Origin of the sequence: Ovoidimarina sediminis (genome assembly GCF_032586175.1) — a bacterium.
In the GTDB taxonomy this organism is placed as follows: domain Bacteria; phylum Pseudomonadota; class Alphaproteobacteria; order Rhodobacterales; family Rhodobacteraceae; genus Ovoidimarina; species Ovoidimarina sediminis.
The window spans coordinates 1-24,472 of sequence record NZ_JAWHTE010000006.1 but is presented as its reverse complement, the minus strand read 5'-3'; the positions used below and the strand labels follow the sequence as shown (position 1 = coordinate 24,472).

Below are 24,472 nucleotides of genomic sequence, written 5' to 3'. Positions count from 1 at the left end.
CGATGCGGCGCAACCTGATCACCGATGTCGAGGGCGTGCTGGTCGGGAATGCTGCCGACGGGCGGGTGAAATCCGGTGTCACGGTGCTGACGTCGGACCGGCCCTTCACCGCCTCGGTGCACGTGATGGGCGGCGCGCCGGGGACGCGGGAGACCGACCTTCTCGACCCAGCGAATACCGTGCAGGAGGTGGACGCGCTGGTTCTGTCGGGGGGATCGGCCTTCGGGCTCGACGCGGCCTCGGGCGTGTCGGAGGCCCTGAGGGCCGCGGGGCGCGGCTTTCCGGTAAGCGATCATGTGCGGGTGCCGATCGTGCCCGCGGCGATCATCCTCGACGTGGGCCGGAACGGCGGCGCGGTCGACTGGGACGACCCGCCGTGGCGGGCGCTCGGGCGGGCGGCCTTCGGGGCCGCATCGGAAGAGTTCGGGATCGGAACGGCGGGGGCCGGCACGGGGGCCACCTGCGTGAACCTGAAAGGCGGGCTTGGCTCGGCGTCCGCCCGGCTCGAAACCGGGGCCATGGTCGGCGCGCTCGCGGTTGCGAACCCGATCGGGCAGGTCACGGTGGGCGAGGGGCCGGAATTCTGGGCCGCCGCCTTCGAGGATGGGGCGGAATTCGGCGGGCGCGGCATGGCGGCTGCCCCGGGCGCACCGCCCCGCACCAAGGTCGAACCCCGCAGCGCCACGGCGATCGCGATCGTCGCGACCGACCTTCGGCTCTCAAAGGCGCAGTGCAAGCGCATGGCGGTGATGGCCCATGACGGGATCGCGCGCGCCGTGGTGCCGTCGCACACGCCGTTCGACGGGGATGCGGTCTTCGCCGCCGCCACGGCGCGGCGCGGGCCCGCCAGCGATCTCGACATGATCCGCGTGGGCCATGCCGCCGCCACCTGCCTCGCACGCGCGATGGCGCGCGCCGTCTATGCCGCGACCCCGGCCGAGGGCGATCTTCTGCCCACCTGGCAGGCCCGTTTCGGGGGCTGACCCGCCCCTTCATGTGGCCTGAAATATCCCGGGGGGCCGACCGTCAGGGAGGCGGGGGCAGCGCCCCCAAGTGGCCCCGGGGCCACGGTTTTCGCCCCGATTGCGCAGGGAAACCGCCCCGGGCCTTCGTTTCGTCGCATTTCTCGGGCAAGCCGGTTGAAACCGCGCGCGCGGCCCGGAACCCCGGGCGGCGCCGCGCGTTCGCAAGATGATATGGACCGGAGCACGCTATGTTCTCGAGACTGATCAAACGCCGTCCCGCCGCGGGTGACGCGGCATCGTCCAAAGGCTCGGACGATATGCCCGAGATCGACGACGACGCGCTTTTCATCGACGAAGTCAATCCCGAGCGGCTTCTCGGCCCCGGGCACAAGCCCGAGGAAAAGGATATGTCCTGGCTCGACGAGGCCCCGGTTGGCGATCGGCCCGAAGCCGCGCCTGCCGCGAAACCTGCCCCGGCGGCTGCAGCGCCGGTTGCGCGGGGCCTCGCGCGGACGCCCCGGCGTGCGCCCGAGCCTGAACCGCAGCCCGAACCCGCGCCCGTCAAGCGCCCCGCCCCGAACGCGGAAGCGGCCGCGCGGGCGCCCTTCCCCCATGGCTGGCTCGTGGTCGTCGAGGGGGCCGGGACGGGATCGTGGTTCGTCCTGGAACGCGGCTTGTCGCAGATCGGCACCGCGGAAGGCCAGGCCGTGCGGCTTGGCTCAGGCGATGACGGGATCGCGGCGGAAGGCCATGCGGAGCTTTACTACGACGAGCCGCGGCACGCCTTCGTGCTTTATCGCGGGGAAGATCGCGCGGTGCGGCTCAACGGCATTCCGGTGACGCAGCCTTCTATCCTGCGCGATGGCGACGTGATCGCGCTGGGCGGCACGGCGCTGCGGCTTGTCGCGCTCTGCAGCCAGAATTTCAGCTGGACGGCGGAAATGCGGGGCTGACGCCTCAAAGCCCGAATGCGCTGAAGGGCAGGTAGCGCACCGGGTCGCCCGGGGTGATGACCTCGGCCGCGTCGCCGATTTCGACGAGGCCGGTGGCCCAACTCAGCCCCGAGATCCGGCCCGATCCTTCGGATTTGAAGACTTCGACCGCGCCCGCCTCGTCGAGCCGGGCGCGCAGGTATTCGCGGCGCCCCGGTTTCTTGTTTTTCGAAAAGGCAGCAGGGCGGGTTTCGCCCCGGGGTGTGCTCCACGCCGCGCCCGCGAGGCGCGAGAGCGCGGGGCGCGCGAAGATCAGCGCGCAGACGAAGGCCGCGACCGGATTGCCGGGCATGCCGATCACCGGCACGTCCTTCCAGTGGCCAAGCATGAGCGGGCGGCCCGGTTTCAGCGCGATGCGCCAGGCGGTGACGCGACCCTGTTCACGGAGGATGCGGGACATGTGATCTTCGTCGCCGGCGGACGCGCCGCCCGAGGTGAGGATCACGTCGGCCTGGCGCGCGCCACGGTCGAGGGCGGCGATCACCGCTTCTTCGTCGTCTGGCGCGATGCCGAGATCGACGGGCGCGTGATGCCAGCGGTCGAGGAGCGACAGAAGCATGGGGCGGTTCGCGTCGAAGATCTTGCCCGGCCCGGCGGGGGTGCCCGGGTTCAGGAGTTCGTCGCCAGTGGAGAGGACGGCGGCGCGGAGCTTCGTGCGGACGGTGACGGTGCCGAGGCCGAGGGCCGAGAGAAGGGCGAGATCCTGGGGCGCGAGGCGGCGGCCCGCGGGCAGGGCGAGGTTGCCTTCGACCACGTCCTCTCCCGCCTTGCGGGTGTTCGCGCCGGGCTTCACCGGCCCGTCGAAAGCGATGTGACCCTCTTTCACGGTGGTGTCTTCCTCGAGGATCACAGTGTCGACACCGTCGGGGAGCGCCGCACCCGTCAGGATACGCAGTGCGCGGCCTTCGGGGACGCGGCCCGCGAAGGGCACCCCCGCCGCCGCGCGGCCCGGTTCAAGGGGCAGGATCTGCGCCCCCGCGCCGGTGGCGGCATGGGCGAAGCCGTAGCCGTCGACGGCCGCGTTGGGGGTGGGCGGGTTCGAGCGCAGCGCGTGGTGATCTTCGGCGAGGATCCGGCTATCGGCCTCAGCCACGGGCAGGATTTCGGTGGCCGTAACCGGGGTGAGGGCGGATTGCAGGCGTTCGAGCGCCTCGTCGACCTGCACCCAGTCGACCCCGGCGGGAAGCGCGAAGCAATCGTCGCGGAGTTTCGGAGGCGCGATGTCGGGGCGGGCGGCGGCAGCGAGTCTGTCTTCGATCCCGGTGCCGAGGATCCAGCCTTCGCGCGCCGCGCCGGGCGGGCGCCGGGCGGCGAGAGCCTCTGAGAGGCCGTCCCCTGCCGCGAGGCGCGAGAGGGCGCGGGCGAGGAGGCGGACCTGCGCCCTGTCCTTGATCTCGTCCGGGTCGGTCTGAAGTGCTGCGGACACCGCATCGCGCAGCATCGAGGGATAGATTTCGGCCAGTACGATACCTGCCTCGGGTGCCTCGAAGGGCCAGACGGCGATATCGCCCGCGAAGCGGGTGCGCAGCTTGGCAAGCCGGGCGAGGCCGGTCAGAAGCTGGGAGCCGACAGCCCCCGCGCCGCCCAGTTGCCAGGGGGAGAAGGCGCCCGGCACCACCTCTTCCGCCGCGCGGGTTTCGGACACGCCGAAGGGCCCGCTGCGGTCGAATTTGCGGTGGGGAAGGCCCGGGATCTCCTGCCCCGTGCCGTTGAACCAGAAGGGTCCGTGGCCCGGGAAGAGGGCGTTGAGGCGCGCGGCGAGGGCGTAGCGGTCGTTTGTCTGGCCCGTGTCGGTGAGGTTGGCTTGGAGCCAGTCCCAGAGGCTCAGGGGATCATCCGCGCCGGTGATGGTGCGGGTTGTGCCGTCGGGCAGGCCGAAGGGAAAATCGAACCCCGCGAGGACGCGGCGACCGGCCGCGCGTTCGTTTGCGAGGAACGAAACGATCCAGTCCATCGCCGCGTCGCGGTTGCGGTGGTAGAGGGGCGCGTCGCCCGCGCCCGCGCGGGCCGCCGCCGTCCAGATCGCGTCTTTCCGGGGCCGCGGCCCGGTGTCGTTGCCGCCGGACCAGTCGACGACGAGAACCGTGTCGAACCCGCTCACAACCCCAGCTCGCGCGCGATGAAATCGGCGATCCCGGCGGTGTCGTCGAGATCGAGGCGGGGGCAGGGCCCGGTGTCGAGCGCGCTGTCGGCGGCGATGGCGCGGATCGTGGGATTGCCCGGCGCGATCAGGGGATGGCCGGTGGCGGCGCGGTGCGCCTCTATCTTCGGATGGTCGGCGGTCTTGAAGCCTTCGACCAGCACGAGATCGGCGGGCGAGAGGCGGGAGAGGAGATCGTCGAGCGTGGGTTCGGCTTCGTCTTCGCCCAGTTCGTGCATGATGGCCCAGCGGCGGCCCGAGGAGATCAGCACCTCGCGCGCGCCTGCGGCGCGGTGGCGGGCGCTGTCGGTACCGGGGTGGTCGATGTCGAAGCCCGCATGCGCGTGCTTGATCGTGGCGACGGTGAGCCCGCGGCGGGTGAATTCGACGACAAGTCGTTCGACGAGGCCGGTCTTGCCCGCGTTCTTCCAGCCGGTGACGCCCCAGATCTTCACATCGCCTCCAGCATGGCCTCGGCCCGGGCGAGATCTTCGGGCGTGTTGATGTTGAAGAACGGATCGAAGGGATCGGCGGGGAAGAGCGCGGTGGCCGCGCCGTGCCGGTCTGTCCAGAGGACGACCTTGCGGGTGCCGTCCTGGAGTGCCGCGCGCAGGTCGTCGCGGAGCGCGACGGGCCAGAGGCCGAAGGTCGGATGGCGGATGGTGCGGCCGTCGCCGGGCGTGGCGGCAAGCGCGATGGGGGTGGCTTGCGCCTCTGCCGCCGCGGTGAGGCGCTGGGCGAGGGTTTCGGGGAAGAAGGGCGTGTCGGCGGCCACGGTGACGATGTGGGAGGCGCCGCGTTCGGCGGCGGCGTCGAGCCCGGCGAGGACGCCCGCGAGCGGCCCCGGGTAATCGGGCAGGGGATCGGCGATCACCGGAAGCCCGTGCCCGGCGAAGCGCGCGGGATCGCCGTTGGCGTTCAGGAGTATCTCGTCGACCTGGGGGCGGAGGCGTTCGATGACGCGGTCGAGAATCGGAATGTCGCCCAGAATGTTCAGCGACTTGTCGCCGCCGCCCATGCGCCGGGCGAGGCCGCCCGCGAGGATCACGCCGATGGCCATGCCTATTCCACCGCGCTCTTGCGCCGGTGCTTGCGGTCTTCGGCGGGGATGCTTTCGACATCGGCGTCGCGGATCAGGCGATCTTCGCCCGAGAGGCACACGAAGCGCTGGCCGCGCATCCGTCCGATGAGGGTGAGCCCGACCTCGCGGGCGATTTCCACCCCCCAGGCGGTGAAGCCCGAGCGGGAGGCGAGGACGGGGATGCCCATGAGCGCTGTCTTGATCACCATTTCGGAGGTGAGCCGGCCGGTGGTGTAGAGGATCTTGTCGTCGCCGGCTTCGCCTTCGGACAGCATCCAGCCGGCGATCTTGTCGACCGCGTTGTGGCGCCCGACATCCTCCATGTAGACGAGGGGCCTGTCTTCGCGGCAGAGGACGGTGCCGTGGATCGCGCCCGCCTCGAGATAGAGGCTGGGGGTGCGGTTGATGGTGTGGGCGAGCGTATAGAGCCAGGACGTGCGGACGGGGGCGGCGGGCAGGGTGAGGCCCTCGAGCCCCTCCATCATGTCGCCGAAGACCGTGCCCACGGCGCAGCCCGAGGTGCGGGTCTTCTTCCGAAGCTTTTCCTCGTAGAGCGTGGTGCCGTCGGTTCGGACGATGACGGTTTCGAGATCGTCGTCGTAATCGACGCGCAGCACGGTTTCGTGCGGCCCAAGCATGCGCTGGTTCTTCAGGAAGCCGAGGGCGAGGTATTCGGGGTAATCGCCGATGGTCATGGCCGTCACGATTTCCTGCCCGTTGAGGAAGATCGTGAGGGGCCGTTCCTCGACCACCGAAATCTCGGTTTCCGCGCTGGTCTGGTCGTGCCCCGTGACGCGGCGGGTGAGCCGGGCCGAGGCCGGATCGGGAGCGATCAGATATTGATCGGTCAGATCACGCGTTGTCATTTGCACCTCTCCGCGCCCCGCGATAGTCCGGGCGCGGACGTCACTTTAGGCCCGGGACATGTCATCCTCCACCCCCAAAACCGCGTTCTGGAACGGCACGCGCGATGCCGCGCCGATGCTGGTGGTGATCGGCCCCTTCGCCATCGTGTTTGCGGTTCTGGCGACCGAGCAGGGCCTGAGTTTCGCGCAGACGATCGGGTTTTCGCTTCTGGTGATCGCGGGGTCGGCGCAGTTCGCCGCCCTGCAGCTCATGATCGAGGACGCGCATGTGGCGCTGGTGGTGACGGCAGCCCTGGCGGTGAACCTGCGGATGGCGATGTATTCGGCCTCGCTCGCGCCGCATCTGGGGGCCTTGCCCGTCGGGCAGCGGATGGGCGTGGCCTATATGAACGTCGACCAGACCTTCGCGCTGAGCGTCGCGCGCTACGAAGCGCGGCCCGAAGAGCCATTGGCGGTGAAATTCGCCTATTTCTGGGGGACGGCGGCGCCGATATTCGTGGTCTGGGCGGGGAGCAGCGTGGCGGGGGCCCTAGCGGGCGGGCTGATCCCGCCTGAACTGTCGCTGGAGTTCACGGTGCCGATCACGTTTTTCGCGCTTATCTCGATGATGCTGAGGACGGCGGCGCATTGGTGTGCGGCGGTGGTGTCGGTGGTGGTGGCGCTGGTTCTTTACGACATGCCCTACAGTCTGGGGCTGCTTCTGGCCGGGGCGGCGGCGATGGTGACGGGCGCCGTGGCCGAGACGGCGATGGGGCGGCGGGCATGAGTTATTCCACAGCGGAAATCTGGCTGGTGATCGGGCTCCTGGCCGCGGGGACCTTCGCGATCCGGTTTTCTTTCCTGGGCCTGATCGGAGACCGGGATCTGCCGCCCGTGGTGCTGCGGCTTCTGCGCTACACGCCCGTGGCGATCCTGCCGGGGCTTGCGATGCCCTTGGTTCTGGCGGCCCCCGAGAGCGCGGGCTGGACGGCGGACCCTTTGCGGCTTGGCGCGGCGGCGGCGACGCTGATGGCGGGGTGGTTGACGAAGAACATGCTGGCCGCGATCGGGGCCGGGGCCTTCGTGTTCTACGGGCTGGGGGCGGTGTTCGGGCTTTAGCCCGGGCTGGCCGCAGCGGCGGCGATCAGCACGCCATGATTGTCGTCGGCATCGTCATCGGTCACGAGACGGCCGGAGACGCCGGGGCGCCGGGCCATCCAGTCGGCGGTGCGGTTCGGGTAGTAGCCGCGCGGCACCTCGGCAAAGCCCGGAAGCTGCGACAGGATGCGGGTGACGGCGATGTTGCAATGGGCCTTGGGGACCGCGCCGTGATCCTGAATAAGCTGAAGCGCGAGGGCGGCGGTATCGCGGGAAACCGCGACCTCCTGGATGCGGACGTCATAGGTCTCGCGCGCATGGTAATCGATGTAGACCGAAAGCACCCGGTCGGTGACGCCGTAGATCACGTCGTTGCGTTCCGGTGCGCCCGGCATGCGGAAGGTTCCTGCCGGATCGAAGAGCGCCCGGTGTGCGCCGCTGACCATGAGCGCGGAATGCGCGCCCTGCCCGCTGCGGGTGCTTTGGACCGTGAAGAGGGTGAGTTTCGTGGGCCCCTCATAGGGGCGGATCGCTTGCTGAATCTCGGCTTCCGGGGCCCATGATTGTTCCGCACAGCCCGCGAGCGCCAGAAGAGCCGCGATGGCCGCGAGACGGAGCGGCATCATGGGCGCGCGGGCCTAGCTGTTGAAGACCGCAAGGAAGATCAGGACAGCGATAGAGAAGATGACGACGCGGATCGTCCAGCGGACGAAGCCCTCGAAGGTCTTTTCCTGCGCAGTGATGTCCATCGTGCCGTGCTCGTGCTCAGCCATGTCGGTTCCCCGGGTTATCTTTGTTTCGCAAGCGATCTAGCCGATTCAGGGGGCCATGTCACGAGGCAGCGCCCGCGCGATCTGGCCGCAGGTTACCCGTCGTCGATCTCTTCGAAAAGGCGGAAGCCGATGCGGCGGGCCTCGGGCACGTCGCCGGGTTTCGGGATCGCGCGCAGCGCCACGGAAAGCTGGGTGACATGCTGAATGAGCTGGCTGCGCGCCGGTCTGGTCGGTGCCGTAGAAGGTGACGATATCGGGATCGAAATAGCCGATGCCCTCGATCCGGAGGATGCCGGTTTCGGTGCCTGTGACGCCGATGGCGACCTCGTGTTCGGGATCGAGCCGGGATTCGAAGTTCTGGATATAGAGGATGAGCCGCTGATAGGCCCATTCCGCCGGGCTTTTCTGGGTTGGCGGGCGGCGGGCGACCTCGGGCGGGAGGGGCGCCTGTTCGGGCGTAAGCGGCACGTCGGGATCGGTGTGGACGGCGCGGCCCTTGGGCGCCTCCGTCAGTTTCAGGTCGTCTTCGGAGAGGTTCTTCTTTGCCACAGCCACGCGCCCTCTTCACTTTCCGTCCGGTCTACCTCTCCCTGATGCCAGAGATGGAGGCAATGGGCCATGGCCTCGACGAGCGCGAGCCCGTATTCGGCGACGCCGATCCTGCGGAGGAAGAGGGGCTGGAAGCATTCTGCCGCAGTGCGGGGCGTGTCGAGAAATCCGCGCAGGCGGGAGAGTGCGCCGTGGTGGTTTTCCTCGAGCTGCCACATGCGGTGGGGCAGGCCGGTGAAGGGCATCTTGTGGCCGGGCAGGACAAGCTGGCCGTCGCTGGCGAAGGCCGAAAGGCGCGTGCAGCTTTCGATCCAGTCGGCCACCGGATCGGCCTCGGGTTCGGTCGCGTAGACGCCGAGATTGGGGGAGATCGAGGGCAGAAGCTGATCTCCGCCGATGACAAGATCGCCGTCGGCGGACCAGAGCGTGGCGTGTTCGGGGGCGTGGCCGTGTCCGATGCGCACCGTCCAGTGCCGGCCGCCCGCGGTGACGGTATCGCCTTCGCGGATGCGGGTGAAACCGAGCGGCATCGGGGCCACCATATCGGCGAAGTTGAAGGGCCGTTCGTCGAGCCTCTTGGCGAGGATATCTGGCGCCATCCCGGCGCGGCGCCAGAAAGCGACCGTTTCCGGGGTCGGGCGATCCTGTTCGTCGAGCTGGAGCATCCGGGCGAACAGCCAGGCGGTGCGGGTGGTGACGAGTTCGGCCCTGTGTTCGGACTGGAACCAGCCCGCGAGCCCGATGTGATCGGGATGGTGATGGGTAACGAGGACGCGGGAGACGGGCCGCCCGCCGAGGGGACCGTCGAGGAGGCTTTGCCAGATCCCGCGGGTCTTGCGGCTTGCGAAGCCCGTATCGACCAGCGTCCAGCCGGCGCCATCGTCGAGCGCGTAAACGTTGACGTGATCGAGCGCCATCGGAAGCGGCAGGCGCATCCAGAGGATGCCGTCGGCCACTTCGATGGCCGCGCCCGGCGCGGGCGGGGTGTCGAAGGGATAGTCGATCCGGCCCGGGGACGCGTCCATCAGATGCCGAGCGCTTCGGGCGTGACGTCGAAGAGATCGGTGGCCCCGACCGTCGCCTCGGCCAGAAGCCCCACATGTTCGGGGAGCTGGCGGCGTATGAAGGCGCGGGCGAGGGCGGTGCGGGGCCCGGGTTCGGCCTCGGACATCGCCGCGCGAAGGTGAAAATGCGCGCCGAGGACGAGCCCGAAGGCCTGGAGATAGGGGAGCGCGCCCGCGAAGCGTTCGACCGGTTCGGGTTGCCCGGCCATCCATTCGGTGGCTTCGCGCAGCGTTTCGGCCGCTTCCCAGACAGCGCCCGCGAGATCGGCACGTGTGGCGCGGGCCGCTTCGGCGCCTCCCTCGATCTCGTCGATAAGGGCGAGCGCGGCCTCGCCCCCGTCGCGCATCTTGCGGCCCACGAGATCGACCGACTGGATGCCGTTGGTGCCTTCGTAGATCGCGGACACGCGGACATCGCGCAGGTATTGCGCCGCGCCGGTTTCCTCGATCACGCCCATGCCGCCGTGGACCTGGATGCCCATCTGGGCCACGTCGATGCCGACCTGGGTGGAGAAGGCCTTGGCGATCGGGGTGAGGAAGGCGGCGCGTGCCTGCCACTGGGCGCTGCCGGTGACGGCCGCCATGTCGAGCGCGGTGGCACAGGAAAGCGCGACGGCGCGGGCCGCAGTGACGCGCGCGCGCATCCAGACGAGCATGCGGCGCACATCGGCGAATTCGTGGATCGCGCCGGTTTCGCCGCCCGTCTTGCCCTGCTTGCGGTCGGCGGCGAAGGCGGCGGCGTGCTGATAGGCGGCTTCGCCCACGCCCACGCCCTGCATGCCGGTGCCGAGCCGGGCCTCGTTCATCATGGTGAACATGGCTTCGATGCCGCCGTTTTCATGACCGACGAGCCAGCCCGTTGCACCGTCGAATTCCATCACCGCGGTGGGGGAGCCGTGGAGGCCGAGCTTGTGTTCGAGGCTGACGACGCGGACGCCATTGCGGGGGCCGGGCCCGCCTGACGCGTCGGGCAGGAATTTCGGGACGAGAAAGAGGCTGAGCCCCTTGGTGCCCGCGGGCGCGTCGGGCAGGCGAGCGAGGACCAGATGCACGATGTTGTCGGTCATGTCGCTGTCGCCCCAGGAGATATAGATCTTCTGGCCCGAGACGCGGTAGGTGCCCTCGCTGCCGGGTTCGGCCTTGGTGCGGAGTGCGCCGAGATCGGAGCCCGCCTGCGGTTCGGTCAGGTTCATCGTGCCCGCCCATTCGCCGGAGGTGAGCTTCGGCAGGTAAAGCGCCTTCAGCGCGTCGGAGGCGTGAGCCTCGAGCGCGCCGATCTGTGCCTGGGTGAGGAGCGGCTGAAGCTGGAACGACATGCAGGCGCCCGCGAGCATGTCATGCACCCCCATGGCAACGCTGACGGGCAGGTTCATGCCGCCGTATTCTTCCTTGCCGAGCATGCCGACCCAGCCGCCTTCGGCGTAAGCCCTGTAGGCCTCGCCAAAGCCCGGGGAGGCGCGGACGACGCCGTTTTCGATCACCGGTGGCTGAAGATCCCCGACGCGCTGGAGGGGGGCGATCACCTCGTTGCAGAGGCTGGCGGCCTCGTCGAGGATCGCGGCGAGAACGTCGGGGGCCAGCGCCTCTTCGCCCGCGGCCTCGCGCAGGCTGTCGAAGCCGCAAACGGTTTCGAGCAGGAAACGGATTTCATCGGCGGCGGCGCGGTACGGCATTCGCGTGGTCTTTCCAATTGGCCCCGACTTGGCAAGGCAGACGGGGTACTTTAACGGCTGGGACAATGCGGGCGACGATGCGACGAGCGGAGGCGCGCCACAACAGGAACGCTGCGTCAGAGCGATGGAAAGCTACGAGACCAGAGGGCTGGCCCCCGATGCGGAGGGGATGCGCGCGGCGGCGGAGGTGCTGCGCGCTGGCGGGCTTGTCGCCTTCCCGACGGAGACGGTTTACGGGCTGGGCGCGGATGCGCGGAACGGCATTGCGGTGGCGCGGGTCTATGCCGCGAAGGGGCGGCCGGCGTTCAACCCCCTGATCGTGCATGTCGCGTCGCTGGAGGCCGCGCGGGGGATCGCGGAATTCGGGGCGGAAGCGGAGCGGCTGGCGGGCGCGTTCTGGCCGGGCCCCCTGACGCTGGTTCTGCCGGTCAGGGAAGAGAGCGGGTTGAGCCCCCTCGTGACCGCGGGGCTTCGGACGGTTGCGGTGCGGGTGCCGGCCCATCCCCTGGCGCGGGCGCTTCTGGAGGAAGCAGGGTGCCCCGTCGCGGCGCCGTCGGCCAACCCCTCGGGCCGGTTGAGCCCGACCACGGCGGCCCATGTGATCGAGGGGCTTTGCGGGCGGATCGAGGCGGTTCTGGATGGCGGGCCCTGCGAGGTGGGGCTGGAATCGACGATCGTGGCGCCCGGGCCGCCGCCGCGGCTGTTGCGCCCCGGCGGCCTGCCGGCGGAGGCGATCGAGGCGTGTCTTGGTGTGCCGCTTCTCCGCGCAGGCGTCGAAGGCGGGGTGGAGGCGCCGGGGCAGCTTCAGTCGCATTACGCGCCGGGCGCCGGGCTGCGGCTGGAGGCTGATGGGCCCGGGCCGGGAGAGCGGATGCTGGGCTTCGGCGATGTCGCGGGGGAGCTGAACCTTTCACCCTCGGGCGATCTGACCGAGGCGGCGGCGCATCTTTTCGACTATCTCAGGCGGTTGGACGACGGGAAGGGCGGCGCGATCGCGGTGGCCCCGATCCCCGAGCGGGGGCTTGGGCGTGCGATCAACGACCGGCTGCGCCGGGCGGCGGCGCCCCGGCCCGATCAGGCGTGACCGGCCGCTGAAGACAGCGTGTGCACGTCGATCCCGAGAGTTTTGAGGGCCGCGACCCATTTGCCGCCCGCATCGGGATCGAAGACGATCTCTGGCGGGGCATCGGCGGTCAGCCAGCCGTTGGCCTGGAGTTCGGTTTCAAGCTGGCCCGGCCCCCAGCCCGAGTACCCGAGTGCCAGAAAGGCCCGGTCCGGCCCGTCGCCCGCCGCGATATCCTGCAGGATGTCGAGCGTGGCCGTCATGCCGACCGTTTCGGTGACGGGCAGTGTCGAGGTGTTCCTGTCGTAGTCGCGGGAATGCAGGACGAAGCCGCGCCCGTGTTCCACCGGCCCGCCGAAATGAACCTTGAGGCCGTGGAAGCCCGGCCCCGTTTCGATTCCCAATTGTTCGAGAAGCTCTTCCGGTTTCACGTCAGGCGTTGGTTTGTTCACGATCAGGCCCATCGCGCCCTTCGCGGAATGCTCGACCAGGAAGATCACGCTTTTTTCAAAGCGCGGGTCCGACATGCCGGGCATGGCGATCAGAAGCTTGCCTGTCAGGTTTTCGGGGGGCGAATCCGTCATATCCCCACTCTGAGGCGAAGGCGGGCGGTGATGCAAGCGGGCCGCGCACGCATTCCATCGCCGTATTGTGATTTCACCGGAGCGGCAGGGTGCTTATGTTCGCTGCGATGAGAGTTTTGCAGATTATCCCCGCCGCGCTGACCGCCGCGCTTCTTTCGGCCCCTGCCGTCGCGCAGGGCATTGCCGACGTGGTGAATGCGCGGATTCTGCCGGGCTGGCGGATGGAGGACGGCCGCCACATGGCGGCGGTGCGCCTCGCGCTGGAGCCGGGGTGGAAGACCTATTGGCGCGCGCCCGGCGATGCCGGCATCCCGCCGCAGATCGTCTGGTCGGGGGGTGGGAACGTGCGCGGGATCGAGGCGCATTGGCCGGTGCCGGTGGTGTTCTGGCAGAACGGGATGCGCAGTGTAGGGTACAAGGGCGAGGTCGTCGTGCCGATCGAGATCGCGAGCGAGCGGGCGGGTGAGGATATTCACCTGGACGCGCGGCTCGATATCGGTGTGTGCGAGGATATCTGCGTGCCGGTCTCGCTGGAACTTTCAGGTGTGTTGCCCGCGTCCGGTGCGGCGCCCAATCCGGTGATCCGGGCTGCGCTGGCAAACCGCCCGATGACGGCGGACGAGGCCGGCGTCGGTCGCGTCGTCTGTGCGACAGAGCCGATTTCCGACGGGATTCGGGTGACCGTATCGGTCGATATGCCGCGGCATTTTCCGGAGGAGGAGACGGTGGTGGAACTCGCCGACCGGAGCGTCTGGATCTCGGAGCCCGAGACCCGGCGGGACGGGGGGCGCCTGGTCACCGCGGCCGAGATGGTGCCGCCGGATGCGAAGCCTTTCGCGATGGCGCGGTCGGATGTGCGGGTGACCGTGCTGGGCGGCGGACAGGCAGTGGATATCCGAGGCTGTACCGGCAGCTGAGCCGAGACCGGTTATGCGCGGCGGACTGCGAGACCCGCCGCAATCCAGACAATGAGGACGAGGGCGAGGACGCCCGTGGTGAAAAGCCCGAGCGCCGCCAGGAGCGGATCGGCACCCGGAAGTGTGCCCGTGAGCCAGGCTGGCGCGTTGCCGAGGAGGACGGGCCCTACGGTGGCTGCGAAGATCAGCGCGGCGACGGCACCGGTGCCGCGGGCGATGCGCCCCGCGGCGCCGCCCGCGCGGAGCGCGCGGCGGAAGGCGCGCATGGCGTCGCCCACGTCGCGCTGGATCGCGAGGAGGGCCGGGACGACCAGAAGGACGAGCACCATCCCGAAGCCGAGGCCGTAGACGAGCGTGATGACCGTGGGTTTCAGGAACTCCGCCTGCCGCGAGCCTTCGTAGAGAAGGGGCGTGAGCCCGAGGACCGTTGTGAGCGTCGTCAGCAGGACGGGCCGCAGCCTGTCTGCCGCCCCGTCGATGATCGCAGGCACCAGCGCGCGGGACTGCGCGTGTTCGTCCACCGTTGTCACCAGAACGATGGAATCGTTGATGATGATCCCGGTCATGCCGATCAGCCCGACGATCGAGAACATCGAGAGCGGCAGTTCCCACAGCGCATGGCCGTAGATTGCGCCGACAAGCCCGAAGGGAATGATCGCCATGACGATCACGGGGCGCGACCAGCTTGAGAACACCCAGGCGAGGACGAGGTAGATCCCCGCGAGGCAGAGGATCAGGCCCTGAAGCGCATCGGCGAGGAATTCGTTCTCTTCCTCCGCAAGGCCGGAGAGTTCGGTGACGACGCCGTAACGTTCCTCGATGTCGCGCAGGATCTCTCCCGAGAGTGCCGCGTCAACGGCGGCGGCGCGGGCGGGATCATCCTCGTTGATGTCGCCGGAGACGGTGACGACGCGCTGGCCGTTCTCGCGCCGGATCTGGGAGAAGCCCGTGCGCCTTTCGACCGTTACGATATCGGAGAGCGGCACGTAGGCGCCTTCGCCGGCGCGCAGGATGATCCGATCCATGAAATCGGCGGAGATTTCGCCCAGCGGGAGTTCGACCCGGATCGACGCCGTGCGTGTGCCGGCGGGGTAGGTGGCGGCCTCGACCCCGTTGAGGCGGTTTCTGAGGATGCGCCCCAGTGCGTCGATGTCGAAGCCGAGCGCCTGGCCGCGCGGGGTGAGGTTGAGGATCAGCTCCTCGCGGTCGTAGGAGAGGCTGTCTTCGAGAGCGGAGACTTCGGGGAAGCCCGCGAGTTGCGTCTTCAGGTCTTCCGCCGCGGCCTTCAGGGTTTCGGCATTGGCACCGAAGATTTCGACCTCGAGCGCGTTGCCCTCGGGCCCCGAGCGCCAGCCTCGGAAGCTGATCGTTTCCGACATCGGGTGACGGCGCAGCGCATCCTGCAGATCGCCCACGATCTGGAAGCTGGAATAGGGGCGGAGATCGGCGTCGATCAGCTCGATCGAGATCGAACCGAGCTGATCGGGTTCCTTGGTGTCCGAGCCCGCGAGACCGCGCCACGAGACCCCGCCGACCTCGGCCAGGACGTAGCTGACCGGGCTGGTGCCGTAGGTTTCGACATAGCGCGCCTCGACCTCGTCCACCGTTTCCTGCAGCAGGCGGACCTGTTCGAGTGTATCCTCGCGCGTGGCGCCGGGCAGCATGGAGAAGTTGCCGGTGATCGAAGCACGTTCCGGCGGGTTCCAGAAGCGCCACTGCACCTCGCCCGAGATGAAAAGCGTGACCTGGCTGGCCAGCACGAGGATCGTGCCCGCGATGACCGGGTAACGGAGCCAGATGACGCCAGCCATGAGCGGGCGGAAAAGCTGTTCGCGGACCCAGCGGAAGCCCCGGTTCACCTGGCGCGAGGGCCAGTCGTACCAGTGTTCCTTCGCGGAATGGGCGAGGCTGTGGGCCATGTGATTGGGCAGGATCAGAAAGCATTCCACGAGGCTTGCGACGAGCACCACGATCACGGTGAAGGGGATGTCCTTGATCATCTCGCCAAAGCGGCCGCCGATCACCGTGAGCCCGAAGAACGCTATGATCGTCGTGAGCGAGGCCGCGAAGACCGGCGTGAACATGCGCGTGGCGGCGCGTTCGGCGGCGGTTGGGGGGCTTTCGCCGAGACGGCGGGCGCGGTTGTCGGCGTGTTCGCCGACGACGATGGCGTCGTCGACCACGATGCCGAGCGTGATGATCAGCGCGAAGAGCGAGACCATGTTGAGGGTGAGCCCAGCGGCGTACATCATCGCGATGGCCGCAGTCATCGCCACGGGGATGCCCGCAGCGACCCAGAATGCGGTGCGCGCGTTCAGGAACAGGAAAAGCAGGAGGACGACGAGGCCGAGGCCCATGAGCCCGTTGTCGAGAAGGATGTTGAGGCGGGCCGAAATCGCCTCGGCCCGGGTGCGGATCAGGTCGATCGACACGCCGGCGGGCAGGGTGGCCACCATTTCGGCGGCGACCTCTTCGACGGTGCGCTGGATCTTGATGGCGTCGCCCTGGGCGGAGCGGTCGACCCGGATCGAGATCGCCGGATCGTCGCCCACGAAATAGGCGCGCTCGCGGTCGACGCCCTCGACATAGACCGTCGCGACATCGCCGATCGTGAGCGTCGTGCCATCGGCCTCGCTGCGGAGTGCGATGGCCGCGATATCCTCGCCGCGGCGCTCGGTGCCGGTGCGCAGGCGCTGGGCGCCGGTGACGGTTCCGGCGGGATCGACCGCGGCCTCGGCGGCGATGGCATCGGCGATCTCTGCCATCGACAGATCGTGGCGGATCAGGTTGATCGAGGGCACCTCGACGATCGTTTCGGGCGCCGCAACGCCGCGGATCGTGACATTGGTGACCCCCACCGCGAAGAGGCGGGCGGTGAATTCGTCGGCGAAGCGGGCCAGCTGATCGACGCCCACCGGCCCGGTGATGACGACATCCGTGACCCTGTCCCACCAGGTGCTGCGGCGGATCGTGGGATCGTCGGCATCCTCGGGTAGATCGCTGATGGTTTCGATCGCCGCCTGCACGTCGTCGGCGGCCTGGGCCATATCCCAGTTCGGTTCGAACTCAAGCTCTATCCGGGCGCTGCCTTCGCGGGCGGTGGCGGACACCTCGGTGACACCGGTGACGGCGGTCAGTGCGGGTTCGAGGACGTCGATGATCGCGCGGTCGACATCGTCGGCCCCCGCGCCGTCCCAGCGGACGCTGACGTCGATGTCGTCGACCACCACGTCAGGGAAGAATTGCGCCCGCATGTTGGGGAAGGCGGCGAGGCCGAGGATCAGGAGGACCGCGAGGAGCAGATTCGCCGCCGTGCGGTGGCGGGCGAAGTAGGAGAGGATGCGGGAAGGGGCCATTGGCCTAGCTGCCCATCCGCGCTTCGATCCGGGCGACGGTGCGGGCGGGAACGCGGGCCTGGCGGAGCTGACCCAGCACGCGTTCCTTCGCGTCTGGGGGCATCGCCTCGCTGGCCTCGATGAAGGCGATCAGGCGGGCGCGGCGGGCCTCGTCGAGTTCAACCATTTCGTCGTCTTCCGCGCTGTCGGCGTTTTCGGCTTTCGGGCGAACCGCGCGGACCTTGATGCCTTCGCCGAGAAACGGCGTGCGTTCGGAGACGATGATCTGCCCGGCGAGGCCGGGGGCGCGGACGATCACCTCGTCGCCCTGGCGGCGCAGAAGCTCGACCGGCGTGACGCGGAGCCTGTCATCCTCGCCGATCATCAGCACGGTTTCGGAGGCATCGAGAGCGGCGGAGGGCAGGGTGGCAACCTGGGTGAGTTGCGGTTCTGTGACGCGGACGGTGACGAAATCGCCGGGGCGGAAGCCGCGGGCGGCCTCGAGCCGGGCGAAGATGCGCCGCCCGGTCTGGCCCGCGCCGACCGCGGGGCTTTCGCGCGTGATCCGGCCCGAGGCGACGATATCGATATCGGCGACGTCGAGGGAGACGGAAACGGGGGCGCGGACAATCCCGCCATCCGCGCCCATGAGGCGCGCATACTGGCCGGTCGAGAGGGTGAAGGCGACTTCGAGATCTTCGGGCGCGACCAGCACCGCGAGGCGTTCATTCTGGGCGACGAGCCCGCCTTCGACGGCGGCGACCTCGTCGAGGACACCGGTGAATTCCGCCGTGATCTCGGTTTCCGCGAGCCGGCGCTCGGCCTCGGCCAGCGCGATGCGGCGGCGGTCGAGCATGGTGCGGGTCTGGTCAACCCGCGCCTCGGCCTGGGCCACCGCCTGCTGGCGGGAGAGAACGGCCTGATCGGCGGACTGGGCGGCGAGTTCGGCGGTTTCGACCGCCGCTTCGGTGCCCACGCCGCGGTTCAGAAGATCGCGCTGGCGAGCGAGGGCGCGGGCGCGGAGCGCCGCCTGATCCTCGGCGGAAGCCTGTTCGGAGCGGGCGATTTCGAGCGAGCGGCGTGCGTCGCGGAGATCGGCCTCGGCTTCCGCCAGATCTGCCTCGGCGGTGTCGCGGCGGCCGATCGCGTCCTGCGGATCGATCTTGAGGATGGTCTGGCCCGCAAGGACGGGCGCGCCGTCTTCGAAGGAGGCCGAGCGCCAGACGATTTCGCCCGAGGCCGGGGCGCGGATTTCGAGCGACCGGCGGCTCTGGATTTCCCCGAAAGTGACGATCTCGGGAGAGACGGAGCCCAGCGTGACCTCGACCGGGGTAACGGCGAAGACGCGTTCGCGCACCGGGCGGTTCGGGCCATCATCGGCCATCCGTTCCTGAAGCGCGCCGCGCACGAGATCGACCGCGAACACCACGAAGGCGGCGGTGAGTGCGAAAAGGAAGAGGCCTGTGAGACTGCGTCTCAGAAATCTCATGCTGCCATCCCGGGCACTGTTACCGACCTAAGGTAAGGCCAGTTCAGGATTTTTCCAAATCCTTCACGCATACGTGCGGGCGGGCTATTTCCGTCGCAGATGTTCGTCGAGGCGCGGCATGATTTCGACGAAGTTGCAGGGCCGGTGGCGCGCATCGAATTGATATTGCAGGATTTCGTCCCAGGCATCCTTGCATGCGCCGGGGCTTCCGGGAAGCGCGAAGAGATAGGTGCCGTTCGCGACGCCGCCGCAGGCGCGGGACTGGACCGCCGATGTGCCGATCTTTTTCATGGAAACGATCGTGAAAACCGTGGCGAACGCGTCGATTTCCTTTTCGTAGACGTCGCGGTGGGCTTCGACCGAGACGTCGCGCCCGGTGAGCCCCGTGCCGCCGGTGGAAAGCACCGCATCGATTTCAGGATCGGCACACCAGGTGCGGAGCTGATCCGCGATGGCGTCGCGTTCGTCGGGGAGGATCTTGCGGTCGGCGAGGACGTGGCCCGCCGCCTCGATCCGGGCCACGAGGGTGTCGCCCGAGCGGTCATCCTCGAGACTGCGGGTGTCGGACACGGTGAGCACCGCGATGCGGACCGGGTGGAAGGGGCGGGTTTCGTCGATCTGCGACATGGGTCAGAGCGTCCTCAGTCTGGCCTGAAGTTCCAGCATATCGGCCCAGGCCTCGCGTTTCGCGGCCGGGTTGCGCAGGAGATAGGCGGGGTGGAGCATGGGAAGCGCGGGGCGGCCCTGCGCCTCGGCCCATGTGCCGCGAAGCCGGGTGATGCCCTTGCGGCCCAGGAGCGCCTGGCAGGCGTGGTTGCCGATCAGGACGAGAAGCTCGGGCTTCGCGAGCGCGATGTGGCGTTCCACGAAGGGGAGCATCATGGCGATCTCTTCGGGTTTGGGATCGCGGTTCTGGGGCGGTCGCCAGGGCAGGACGTTGGTGATGTAGAAGGCGCGGTCCGGATCGGGGCTGGCGCGGTCGAGGCCGATTTCGCGGAACATGATGTCGAGAAGCTGGCCCGCGCGGCCCACGAAGGGTTTGCCGGCGATATCCTCGTCGCGCCCCGGGGCCTCGCCGATCAGCATGAGGCGGGCCTCGGGCTGGCCATCGGCGAAGACGAGGTTGCGCGCGCCCTTGGCAAGCTCGCAATGGGGGTAGGCGGCGAGCGCCATCTGAAGCTCTTCGAGCGAGGTTGCCCCTTCGGCCATCGCGCGGGCGTCGGCGATGGGATCGGATTCGGTCACGGGGGGCGGGGGCGCGGCCCCGGCCACGCGAACCGCTGGTTTCGGGGCGGCGGCGGGCACCTCGAACCGGTTCACCGGCGCGTCGCCAATCGCCTCGGTCGCGCCGAGTTCGATCTGCCATTCCAGAAGTGCGCGCAGGTTCGCCGTCGTCATGCCGCGACCCTAGGCCCGCGCCGGGGCGAGGTAAATCCTTGTCGCCGCCGCGCGGGCTTTCTATAGAAGGCTCCGAATGAGCGGGTCTGTCTTTTCATGAGCTTCAGCCAGCGGCACCTTCTGGGGATCGAAACACTCTCCCCCACCGAGATTCGCACGCTTCTGGATTTGTCCGAGACCTATGTGGATCTGAACCGAAGCGAGGCGAAGCATGCCGACGCGCTGAAGGGCCTTACCCAGATCAACATGTTCTTCGAAGCCTCGACGCGGACGCAGGCGAGTTTCGAGCTGGCAGGCAAGCGGCTTGGGGCGGATGTGATGAACATGACGCTGCAGGCCTCGTCGATCAAGAAGGGCGAGACGCTGATCGACACGGCGCTGACGCTGAACGCGATGCATCCCGATCTGCTGGTGGTGCGGCATCCGCATTCGGGCGCCGTGAACCTTCTGGCGGAGAAGGTGAACTGCGCGGTGCTGAATGCCGGAGACGGGCGGCACGAGCACCCGACGCAGGCGCTTCTCGACGCGCTGACGATCCGGCGGGCGAAGGGGCGGCTGCACCGCCTGAGAATCGCGATCTGCGGGGATATCGCGCACAGCCGGGTGGCGCGGTCGAACATCTTTCTTCTGGGCAAGATGGAGAACCGGGTGACGCTGATCGGCCCGCCGACGCTGATGCCCGCAGGCGTGGCGGAGTGGGGCGTGGAAGTCACCGACGACATGGCCGCGGGGCTGAAGGATGCGGACGTGGTGATGATGCTGCGGCTTCAGAAAGAGCGGATGGATGGCGGGTTCATCCCCTCGGAGCGGGAGTATTACCACCGGTTCGGGCTCGATGCCGCGAAGCTGGCGTATGCCGCCGAGGATGCGATCGTGATGCATCCCGGGCCGATGAACCGGGGCGTGGAGATCGACGGGACGATTGCCGACGACATCAACCGGTCTGTCATCCAGGAACAGGTGGAGATGGGCGTGGCCGTGCGGATGGCGGCGATGGAGCTTCTGGCGCGAAACCTGAAGGCATCGCGGGCCGATGGCGGGGTGATGGTCTGATGGAGGAGCCGCGCGATCCGAAGATGTCGGGCCGGATCGCGATGCTGGCGCTTCTGGTTATCTTCGCGATCGTGGCGATCGTGATCTGGGTGTCGGCGCAATGACCGGCGGGCGCGGGGAAACCGGGCGCCGTCTGGGACGTTCCCTTGTTTTGGGAGCTTTGAAATGACCGATGATTTGACAGTTGCACGCGACGAACATGGCGTGGTGCGCGTGTTCGCGCTGAACCTGGATGAGGGTGCCGCGACACCGTGGACCGAGGGCGATGGCGCGGCGATGGCCGAGGCGCTGGGCCTTGGCGGACTTGACCCGAAATATGTGGAGGTCGTGCGGCCGCAGGAGATGAAGCCGATGACCCTGAGCGATTACCTTGTGGAGGGAATCGGGCTGCCGCGCGAGGAGGTCTCCGGCGCGCGCTCGCGGCTTGATGCGCTGTCGGGCCATGTGCTGATTGTTCTGTCGGGGGCCTTCGGGGGGCGGGAGGCGACGCTTGCGCCCACGCCCGTGCTGACACATATCGGGACGTTCCGAGAGCCCGCCCCGGTGCCGTCCTTCGACCGGCTGTCGTTGGAGAGCGCGAAAGGCGCGCTTGACGGTGCCGGCCCCGCCGGCTCGGTGGACGGGAAGGGACGAAGCTGGATTCTGGCGCTTCTGATCGGTGCGGCGGTTTTGATCGCCCTCGTCCTTGTGCTGATGAACTGAGATTTGCCCATGACCCGAACGCTTTTCCGGAACGCGCGCCTGATCGACCCCGATGGAGGGGAGAGCACCGGCGCACTTCTGGTGGAGAACGGGGAGATCGCCGCGGTCGGGCTCGATCTTGCGCCCGAAGGCGGAATGGAGACGGTGGATTGCGGTGGCAAGTGCCTTGCGCCGGGCATCGTCGATATCGGGGTGAAGGTGTCGGAGCCCGGGGAGCGGCACAAGGAAAGCTTCGGCTCGGCAGGGCTGGCCGCCGCCGCGGGCGGGGTAACGACGATGGTGACGCGGCCCGATACGCTGCCGGCGATCGACACTCCCGAGACGCTGGAATTCGTGACCCGGCGTGCGAACGAGGCGGCGCCGGTGCGCGTGCTGCCGATGGCCGCGCTGACCAAGGGGCGGCAGGGCCGCGAGATGGTGGAGATCGGGTTTCTGCTGGATGCAGGCGCGGCAGCATTCACCGATTGCGACGCGGTCGTCACCGATACGAAGGTATTTTCGCGCTGCCTGACCTATGCCCGGTCGCTGGGCGCGCTGGTGATCGGGCATCCGCAGGATCCGGGCCTGTCGGCGGGGGCCGCCGCGACTTCGGGCAAGTTCGCCTCGCTGAGGGGCCTGCCGGCAGTGTCGCAGATGGCCGAACGCATGGGGCTCGACCGGGATCTGGCTGTCGTGGAGATGACCGGCGTGCGCTATCATGCCGATCAGATCACCACCGCGCGGGCGCTGAAGCGGCTGGAACGGGCGAAGGAGGCGGGGCTCGATGTCACCGCCGGCGTGTCGATCCATCACCTGACGCTCAATGAACTAGACATCGGGGATTACCGGACCTTCTTCAAGGTGAAGCCACCGCTTCGATCGGAAGACGACCGGCGGGCGGCGGTGGAGGCCGTGGCTTCGGGCCTGATCGACGTGATTTCGTCGATGCATACGCCGCAGGACGAGGAATCGAAGCGCCTGCCCTTCGAGGAGGCGGCTTCGGGAGCGGTGGCGCTGGAGACGCTGTTGCCCGCCGCGCTGCGGCTTTACCATTCGGGGGACCTGAGCCTGCCGCAGCTGTTCCGCGCGCTGTCGGCCGCGCCCGCGCGGCGGCTGGGTTTGCCTGGCGGGCGGCTGGCAGCTGGCGCCCCGGCGGATCTGGTGCTGTTCGATCCCGATGCGCCCTTCGTGCTGGACCGCGCGACGCTGAGATCGAAATCGAAGAACACGCCCTTCGACGGGGCGCGCCTGCAGGGCCGGGTTCTGGGAACCTGGGTTGGGGGCAACCGCGTTTTCGCGCCGTGAGCGGGATCCGGGCCGCGCGGGAGAGCGATCTCGAGGCGCTGAGTGCCCTGTGCCTGAGGTCGAAGGCCGTCTGGGGCTATGACGAAGCGTTCATGGCGGCCTGTGTCAAAGAGCTGACGCTGAGGCCCGAAGAACTGACCACCACGAGGATTGCGATGATCGACGGGCCGCAGGGGCCCGTGGGCGTGGTCCAGATCAGGGGGGAGGGGGCGGTCGCAGATCTTCTGAAGCTGTTTGTCGATCCGGCGGCGATGGGTGCCGGGCATGGCCGGCGCCTGTTCGACTGGGCAGTCGAGGCGGCGCGGGTGATGGGCGCGGGGCGGATGACGATCGAGGCCGATCCCGATGCCGCGCCCTTCTATCGCAGTATGGGGGCGGTGGACGTGGGGGAGGCGCCCTCGGGATCGATCCCGGGGCGGGTTCTGCCGCTTCTGGAGCTTACGCTCCGAGCCCCCGGGGGTTGCCAAACGGCGCGCGAGACCGGATGAAGGCGCGACGCTCCTTCGGGGAAGACCGCCGCCCATGCCCGCACTCGACACCGCCCCGCTTCTTCTCGCGCTGACGGCGCTTTGCGCCTATCTCCTCGGCTCCGTCCCGTTCGGGATCGTGATCACGCGGGCGCTGGGGCTGGGCGATCTGAGGCAGATCGGATCGGGGAATATCGGGGCGACGAATGTTTTGCGCACGGGCCACAAGGGCGCGGCGGCGGCGACGCTTCTGCTTGATGCCGGGAAGGGCGCGATCGCGGTTCTGATCGCGCGGGCGCTCTTTGCGGACGATGCTGCGCAGTTGGCGGGCGGGGCCGCGTTTCTGGGGCATCTGTTTCCCGTCTGGCTTGGGTTCCGGGGCGGGAAGGGCGTGGCGACCTTCCTTGGCACGCTGATTGCGCTGGCCTGGCCCGTGGGGATCGCGGCCTGCCTGACCTGGCTTGTGGCGGCGGGGATCGGGCGGATTTCATCGCTTTCCGCGCTGGTCGCGGCGGTGGCTGCGCCGGTCTGGGCCGTGATGCTGGGCTGGCCCCAGGGCGTGGCGCTGGCGATCTGCCTTGCGGCGCTGGTGATCTATCGGCACGCGGCGAACATCCGGCGCATCCTGGCGGGGACGGAGCCCCGGATCGGGGCCGGGAAGTGAGCGTCGATCCGGCCTTTCTGGCCGCCTTCGACGCTTTGCCTTTCGGGGGCTATGGCGGGACGTACGAAGGCCGCCGTTACCGGATCACGAAATCACATTTCGCCGCTGCGCGGAGCCAGAAGCTCGAGGCCGAGGAACTGGGCGGGCCGGATTACATCAGCCTGAACCTCTACCGGCTGGCGAGCGGGGACGCGCTTCTGAAGCCCTGCGAGATGCCAGAGGAGAAGGTGCGGGCCTTCGTTCTGGACGTCGTCGCGGACTAAAGCATCCGACTGAAAACCTGAATCGCGGGGATTCCTGTTGGAGCTGATTTGTGATTCATCCTGTCTGGGAGGA

Annotated in this window: 25 protein-coding genes and 1 pseudogene; 12 read left to right on the top strand and 14 right to left on the bottom strand. The window is 68.6% G+C overall.

Annotated features, from left to right (window positions below):
• Positions 1-2 precede the first annotated feature (2 nt).
• Both RXV90_RS08980 and RXV90_RS08975 read left to right on the top strand, forming a co-directional pair.
• Complete coding sequence (locus tag RXV90_RS08980; RefSeq protein ID WP_316648259.1) at positions 3-983, top strand: P1 family peptidase; 981 nt, start codon at positions 3-5, stop codon at positions 981-983.
• Positions 984-1,213: 230 nt separating this feature from the next.
• A complete protein-coding gene (locus RXV90_RS08975; protein WP_316648258.1) occupies positions 1,214-1,918 on the top strand; it encodes an FHA domain-containing protein in 705 nt (234 codons plus the stop codon).
• A gap of 4 nt (positions 1,919-1,922) precedes the next feature.
• Here RXV90_RS08975 and RXV90_RS08970 read toward each other — a convergent pair whose 3' ends face one another.
• From RXV90_RS08970 to RXV90_RS08955, 4 genes are read right to left on the bottom strand one after another with little or no spacing between them, the layout of a single operon-like run.
• Positions 1,923-4,058 carry a molybdopterin-binding protein gene (locus RXV90_RS08970; protein ID WP_316648257.1) on the bottom strand — a complete coding sequence of 712 codons (2,136 nt, stop codon included), beginning with the start codon at positions 4,056-4,058 and terminating at the stop codon, positions 1,923-1,925.
• On the bottom strand, positions 4,055-4,552 hold the full coding sequence (gene mobB, locus RXV90_RS08965) for a molybdopterin-guanine dinucleotide biosynthesis protein B (RefSeq protein WP_316648255.1): 498 nt from the start codon (positions 4,550-4,552) through the stop codon (positions 4,055-4,057). The genes RXV90_RS08970 and mobB overlap by 4 nt, the downstream gene beginning before the upstream one ends.
• On the bottom strand, positions 4,549-5,157 hold the full coding sequence (gene mobA, locus RXV90_RS08960; RefSeq protein WP_316648254.1) for a molybdenum cofactor guanylyltransferase MobA: 609 nt from the start codon (positions 5,155-5,157) through the stop codon (positions 4,549-4,551). The genes mobB and mobA overlap by 4 nt, the downstream gene beginning before the upstream one ends.
• A gap of 2 nt (positions 5,158-5,159) precedes the next feature.
• A complete protein-coding gene (locus RXV90_RS08955) occupies positions 5,160-6,044 on the bottom strand; it encodes a formate dehydrogenase accessory sulfurtransferase FdhD (RefSeq protein WP_316648252.1) in 885 nt (294 codons plus the stop codon).
• A 58-nt stretch (positions 6,045-6,102) separates the two neighbouring features.
• Here RXV90_RS08955 and RXV90_RS08950 point away from each other — a divergent pair, with 58 nt between their 5' ends.
• Together RXV90_RS08950 and RXV90_RS08945 are read left to right on the top strand one after the other, a co-directional pair.
• Positions 6,103-6,810 (top strand): AzlC family ABC transporter permease, encoded by a 708-nt coding sequence (locus tag RXV90_RS08950; protein WP_316648251.1) that lies wholly within the window; start codon positions 6,103-6,105, stop codon positions 6,808-6,810.
• Entirely contained in the window at positions 6,807-7,142 is a 336-nt protein-coding gene (locus RXV90_RS08945) for an AzlD domain-containing protein (protein ID WP_316648249.1), read from the top strand. The genes RXV90_RS08950 and RXV90_RS08945 overlap by 4 nt, the downstream gene beginning before the upstream one ends.
• Here the strand turns inward: RXV90_RS08945 and RXV90_RS08940 are convergent.
• The 5 genes and pseudogenes from RXV90_RS08940 to RXV90_RS08920 all read right to left on the bottom strand — a co-directional run bounded on the left by RXV90_RS08940 (position 7,139) and on the right by RXV90_RS08920 (position 11,180).
• A complete protein-coding gene (locus tag RXV90_RS08940) occupies positions 7,139-7,744 on the bottom strand; it encodes a hypothetical protein (RefSeq protein WP_316648248.1) in 606 nt (201 codons plus the stop codon). The genes RXV90_RS08945 and RXV90_RS08940 overlap by 4 nt on opposite strands.
• A 15-nt stretch (positions 7,745-7,759) precedes the next feature.
• Positions 7,760-7,894, bottom strand: a complete 135-nt coding sequence (locus tag RXV90_RS08935) for an aa3-type cytochrome c oxidase subunit IV (protein ID WP_316648246.1) — start codon at positions 7,892-7,894, stop codon at positions 7,760-7,762.
• A 92-nt stretch (positions 7,895-7,986) separates the two neighbouring features.
• A pseudogene (locus RXV90_RS08930) lies at positions 7,987-8,413 on the bottom strand (hypothetical protein).
• Positions 8,410-9,468: an MBL fold metallo-hydrolase gene (locus RXV90_RS08925; protein ID WP_316648245.1), complete on the bottom strand. Its 1,059-nt coding sequence runs from the start codon at positions 9,466-9,468 to the stop codon at positions 8,410-8,412. Before RXV90_RS08925 ends, RXV90_RS08930 begins: the two are co-directional and overlap by 4 nt.
• Positions 9,468-11,180: an acyl-CoA dehydrogenase gene (locus tag RXV90_RS08920; RefSeq protein ID WP_316648243.1), complete on the bottom strand. Its 1,713-nt coding sequence runs from the start codon at positions 11,178-11,180 to the stop codon at positions 9,468-9,470. The genes RXV90_RS08925 and RXV90_RS08920 overlap by 1 nt, the downstream gene beginning before the upstream one ends.
• Before the next feature lie 124 nt (positions 11,181-11,304).
• Between RXV90_RS08920 and RXV90_RS08915 the strand changes: the two genes are divergently transcribed.
• Positions 11,305-12,264, top strand: a complete 960-nt coding sequence (locus tag RXV90_RS08915) for an L-threonylcarbamoyladenylate synthase (protein WP_316648481.1) — start codon at positions 11,305-11,307, stop codon at positions 12,262-12,264.
• Here the strand turns inward: RXV90_RS08915 and RXV90_RS08910 are convergent.
• Entirely contained in the window at positions 12,255-12,827 is a 573-nt protein-coding gene (locus tag RXV90_RS08910) for a YqgE/AlgH family protein (RefSeq protein ID WP_316648241.1), read from the bottom strand. The two genes, RXV90_RS08915 and RXV90_RS08910, sit on opposite strands and share 10 nt — an antisense overlap.
• Before the next feature lie 107 nt (positions 12,828-12,934).
• Between RXV90_RS08910 and RXV90_RS08905 the strand changes: the two genes are divergently transcribed.
• Positions 12,935-13,744: a protein-disulfide reductase DsbD domain-containing protein gene (locus RXV90_RS08905; RefSeq protein WP_316648240.1), complete on the top strand. Its 810-nt coding sequence runs from the start codon at positions 12,935-12,937 to the stop codon at positions 13,742-13,744.
• Between the two features lie 11 nt (positions 13,745-13,755).
• On the opposite strand, the gene RXV90_RS08900 is transcribed toward RXV90_RS08905, so the two are convergent.
• From RXV90_RS08900 to RXV90_RS08885, 4 genes are all read right to left on the bottom strand, one after another.
• A complete protein-coding gene (locus RXV90_RS08900; protein WP_316648239.1) occupies positions 13,756-17,100 on the bottom strand; it encodes an efflux RND transporter permease subunit in 3,345 nt (1,114 codons plus the stop codon).
• 4 nt (positions 17,101-17,104) lie between these two features.
• The gene (locus RXV90_RS08895) at positions 17,105-18,568 is read right to left on the bottom strand and encodes an efflux RND transporter periplasmic adaptor subunit (protein ID WP_316648238.1); all 1,464 of its coding nucleotides are present in this window, start codon (positions 18,566-18,568) and stop codon (positions 17,105-17,107) included.
• A gap of 84 nt (positions 18,569-18,652) precedes the next feature.
• On the bottom strand, positions 18,653-19,195 hold the full coding sequence (gene moaB, locus RXV90_RS08890; protein WP_316648237.1) for a molybdenum cofactor biosynthesis protein B: 543 nt from the start codon (positions 19,193-19,195) through the stop codon (positions 18,653-18,655).
• A 3-nt stretch (positions 19,196-19,198) separates the two neighbouring features.
• Entirely contained in the window at positions 19,199-19,966 is a 768-nt protein-coding gene (locus tag RXV90_RS08885) for a uracil-DNA glycosylase (RefSeq protein ID WP_316648236.1), read from the bottom strand.
• A 96-nt stretch (positions 19,967-20,062) separates the two neighbouring features.
• Between RXV90_RS08885 and RXV90_RS08880 the strand changes: the two genes are divergently transcribed.
• From RXV90_RS08880 to RXV90_RS08855, 6 genes are all read left to right on the top strand, one after another.
• Positions 20,063-21,019: an aspartate carbamoyltransferase catalytic subunit gene (locus tag RXV90_RS08880; protein WP_316648235.1), complete on the top strand. Its 957-nt coding sequence runs from the start codon at positions 20,063-20,065 to the stop codon at positions 21,017-21,019.
• Positions 21,020-21,184: 165 nt separating this feature from the next.
• Positions 21,185-21,721, top strand: a complete 537-nt coding sequence (locus RXV90_RS08875) for a hypothetical protein (protein ID WP_316648234.1) — start codon at positions 21,185-21,187, stop codon at positions 21,719-21,721.
• A gap of 9 nt (positions 21,722-21,730) precedes the next feature.
• On the top strand, positions 21,731-23,005 hold the full coding sequence (pyrC, locus tag RXV90_RS08870) for a dihydroorotase (protein WP_316648232.1): 1,275 nt from the start codon (positions 21,731-21,733) through the stop codon (positions 23,003-23,005).
• The gene (locus RXV90_RS08865) at positions 23,002-23,493 is read left to right on the top strand and encodes a GNAT family N-acetyltransferase (protein WP_316648231.1); all 492 of its coding nucleotides are present in this window, start codon (positions 23,002-23,004) and stop codon (positions 23,491-23,493) included. Before pyrC ends, RXV90_RS08865 begins: the two co-directional genes overlap by 4 nt.
• A 34-nt stretch (positions 23,494-23,527) precedes the next feature.
• A complete protein-coding gene (plsY, locus tag RXV90_RS08860; RefSeq protein ID WP_316648230.1) occupies positions 23,528-24,136 on the top strand; it encodes a glycerol-3-phosphate 1-O-acyltransferase PlsY in 609 nt (202 codons plus the stop codon).
• Positions 24,133-24,399: a hypothetical protein gene (locus tag RXV90_RS08855; RefSeq protein WP_316648229.1), complete on the top strand. Its 267-nt coding sequence runs from the start codon at positions 24,133-24,135 to the stop codon at positions 24,397-24,399. The genes plsY and RXV90_RS08855 overlap by 4 nt, the downstream gene beginning before the upstream one ends.
• Positions 24,400-24,472: the final 73 nt, after the last annotated feature.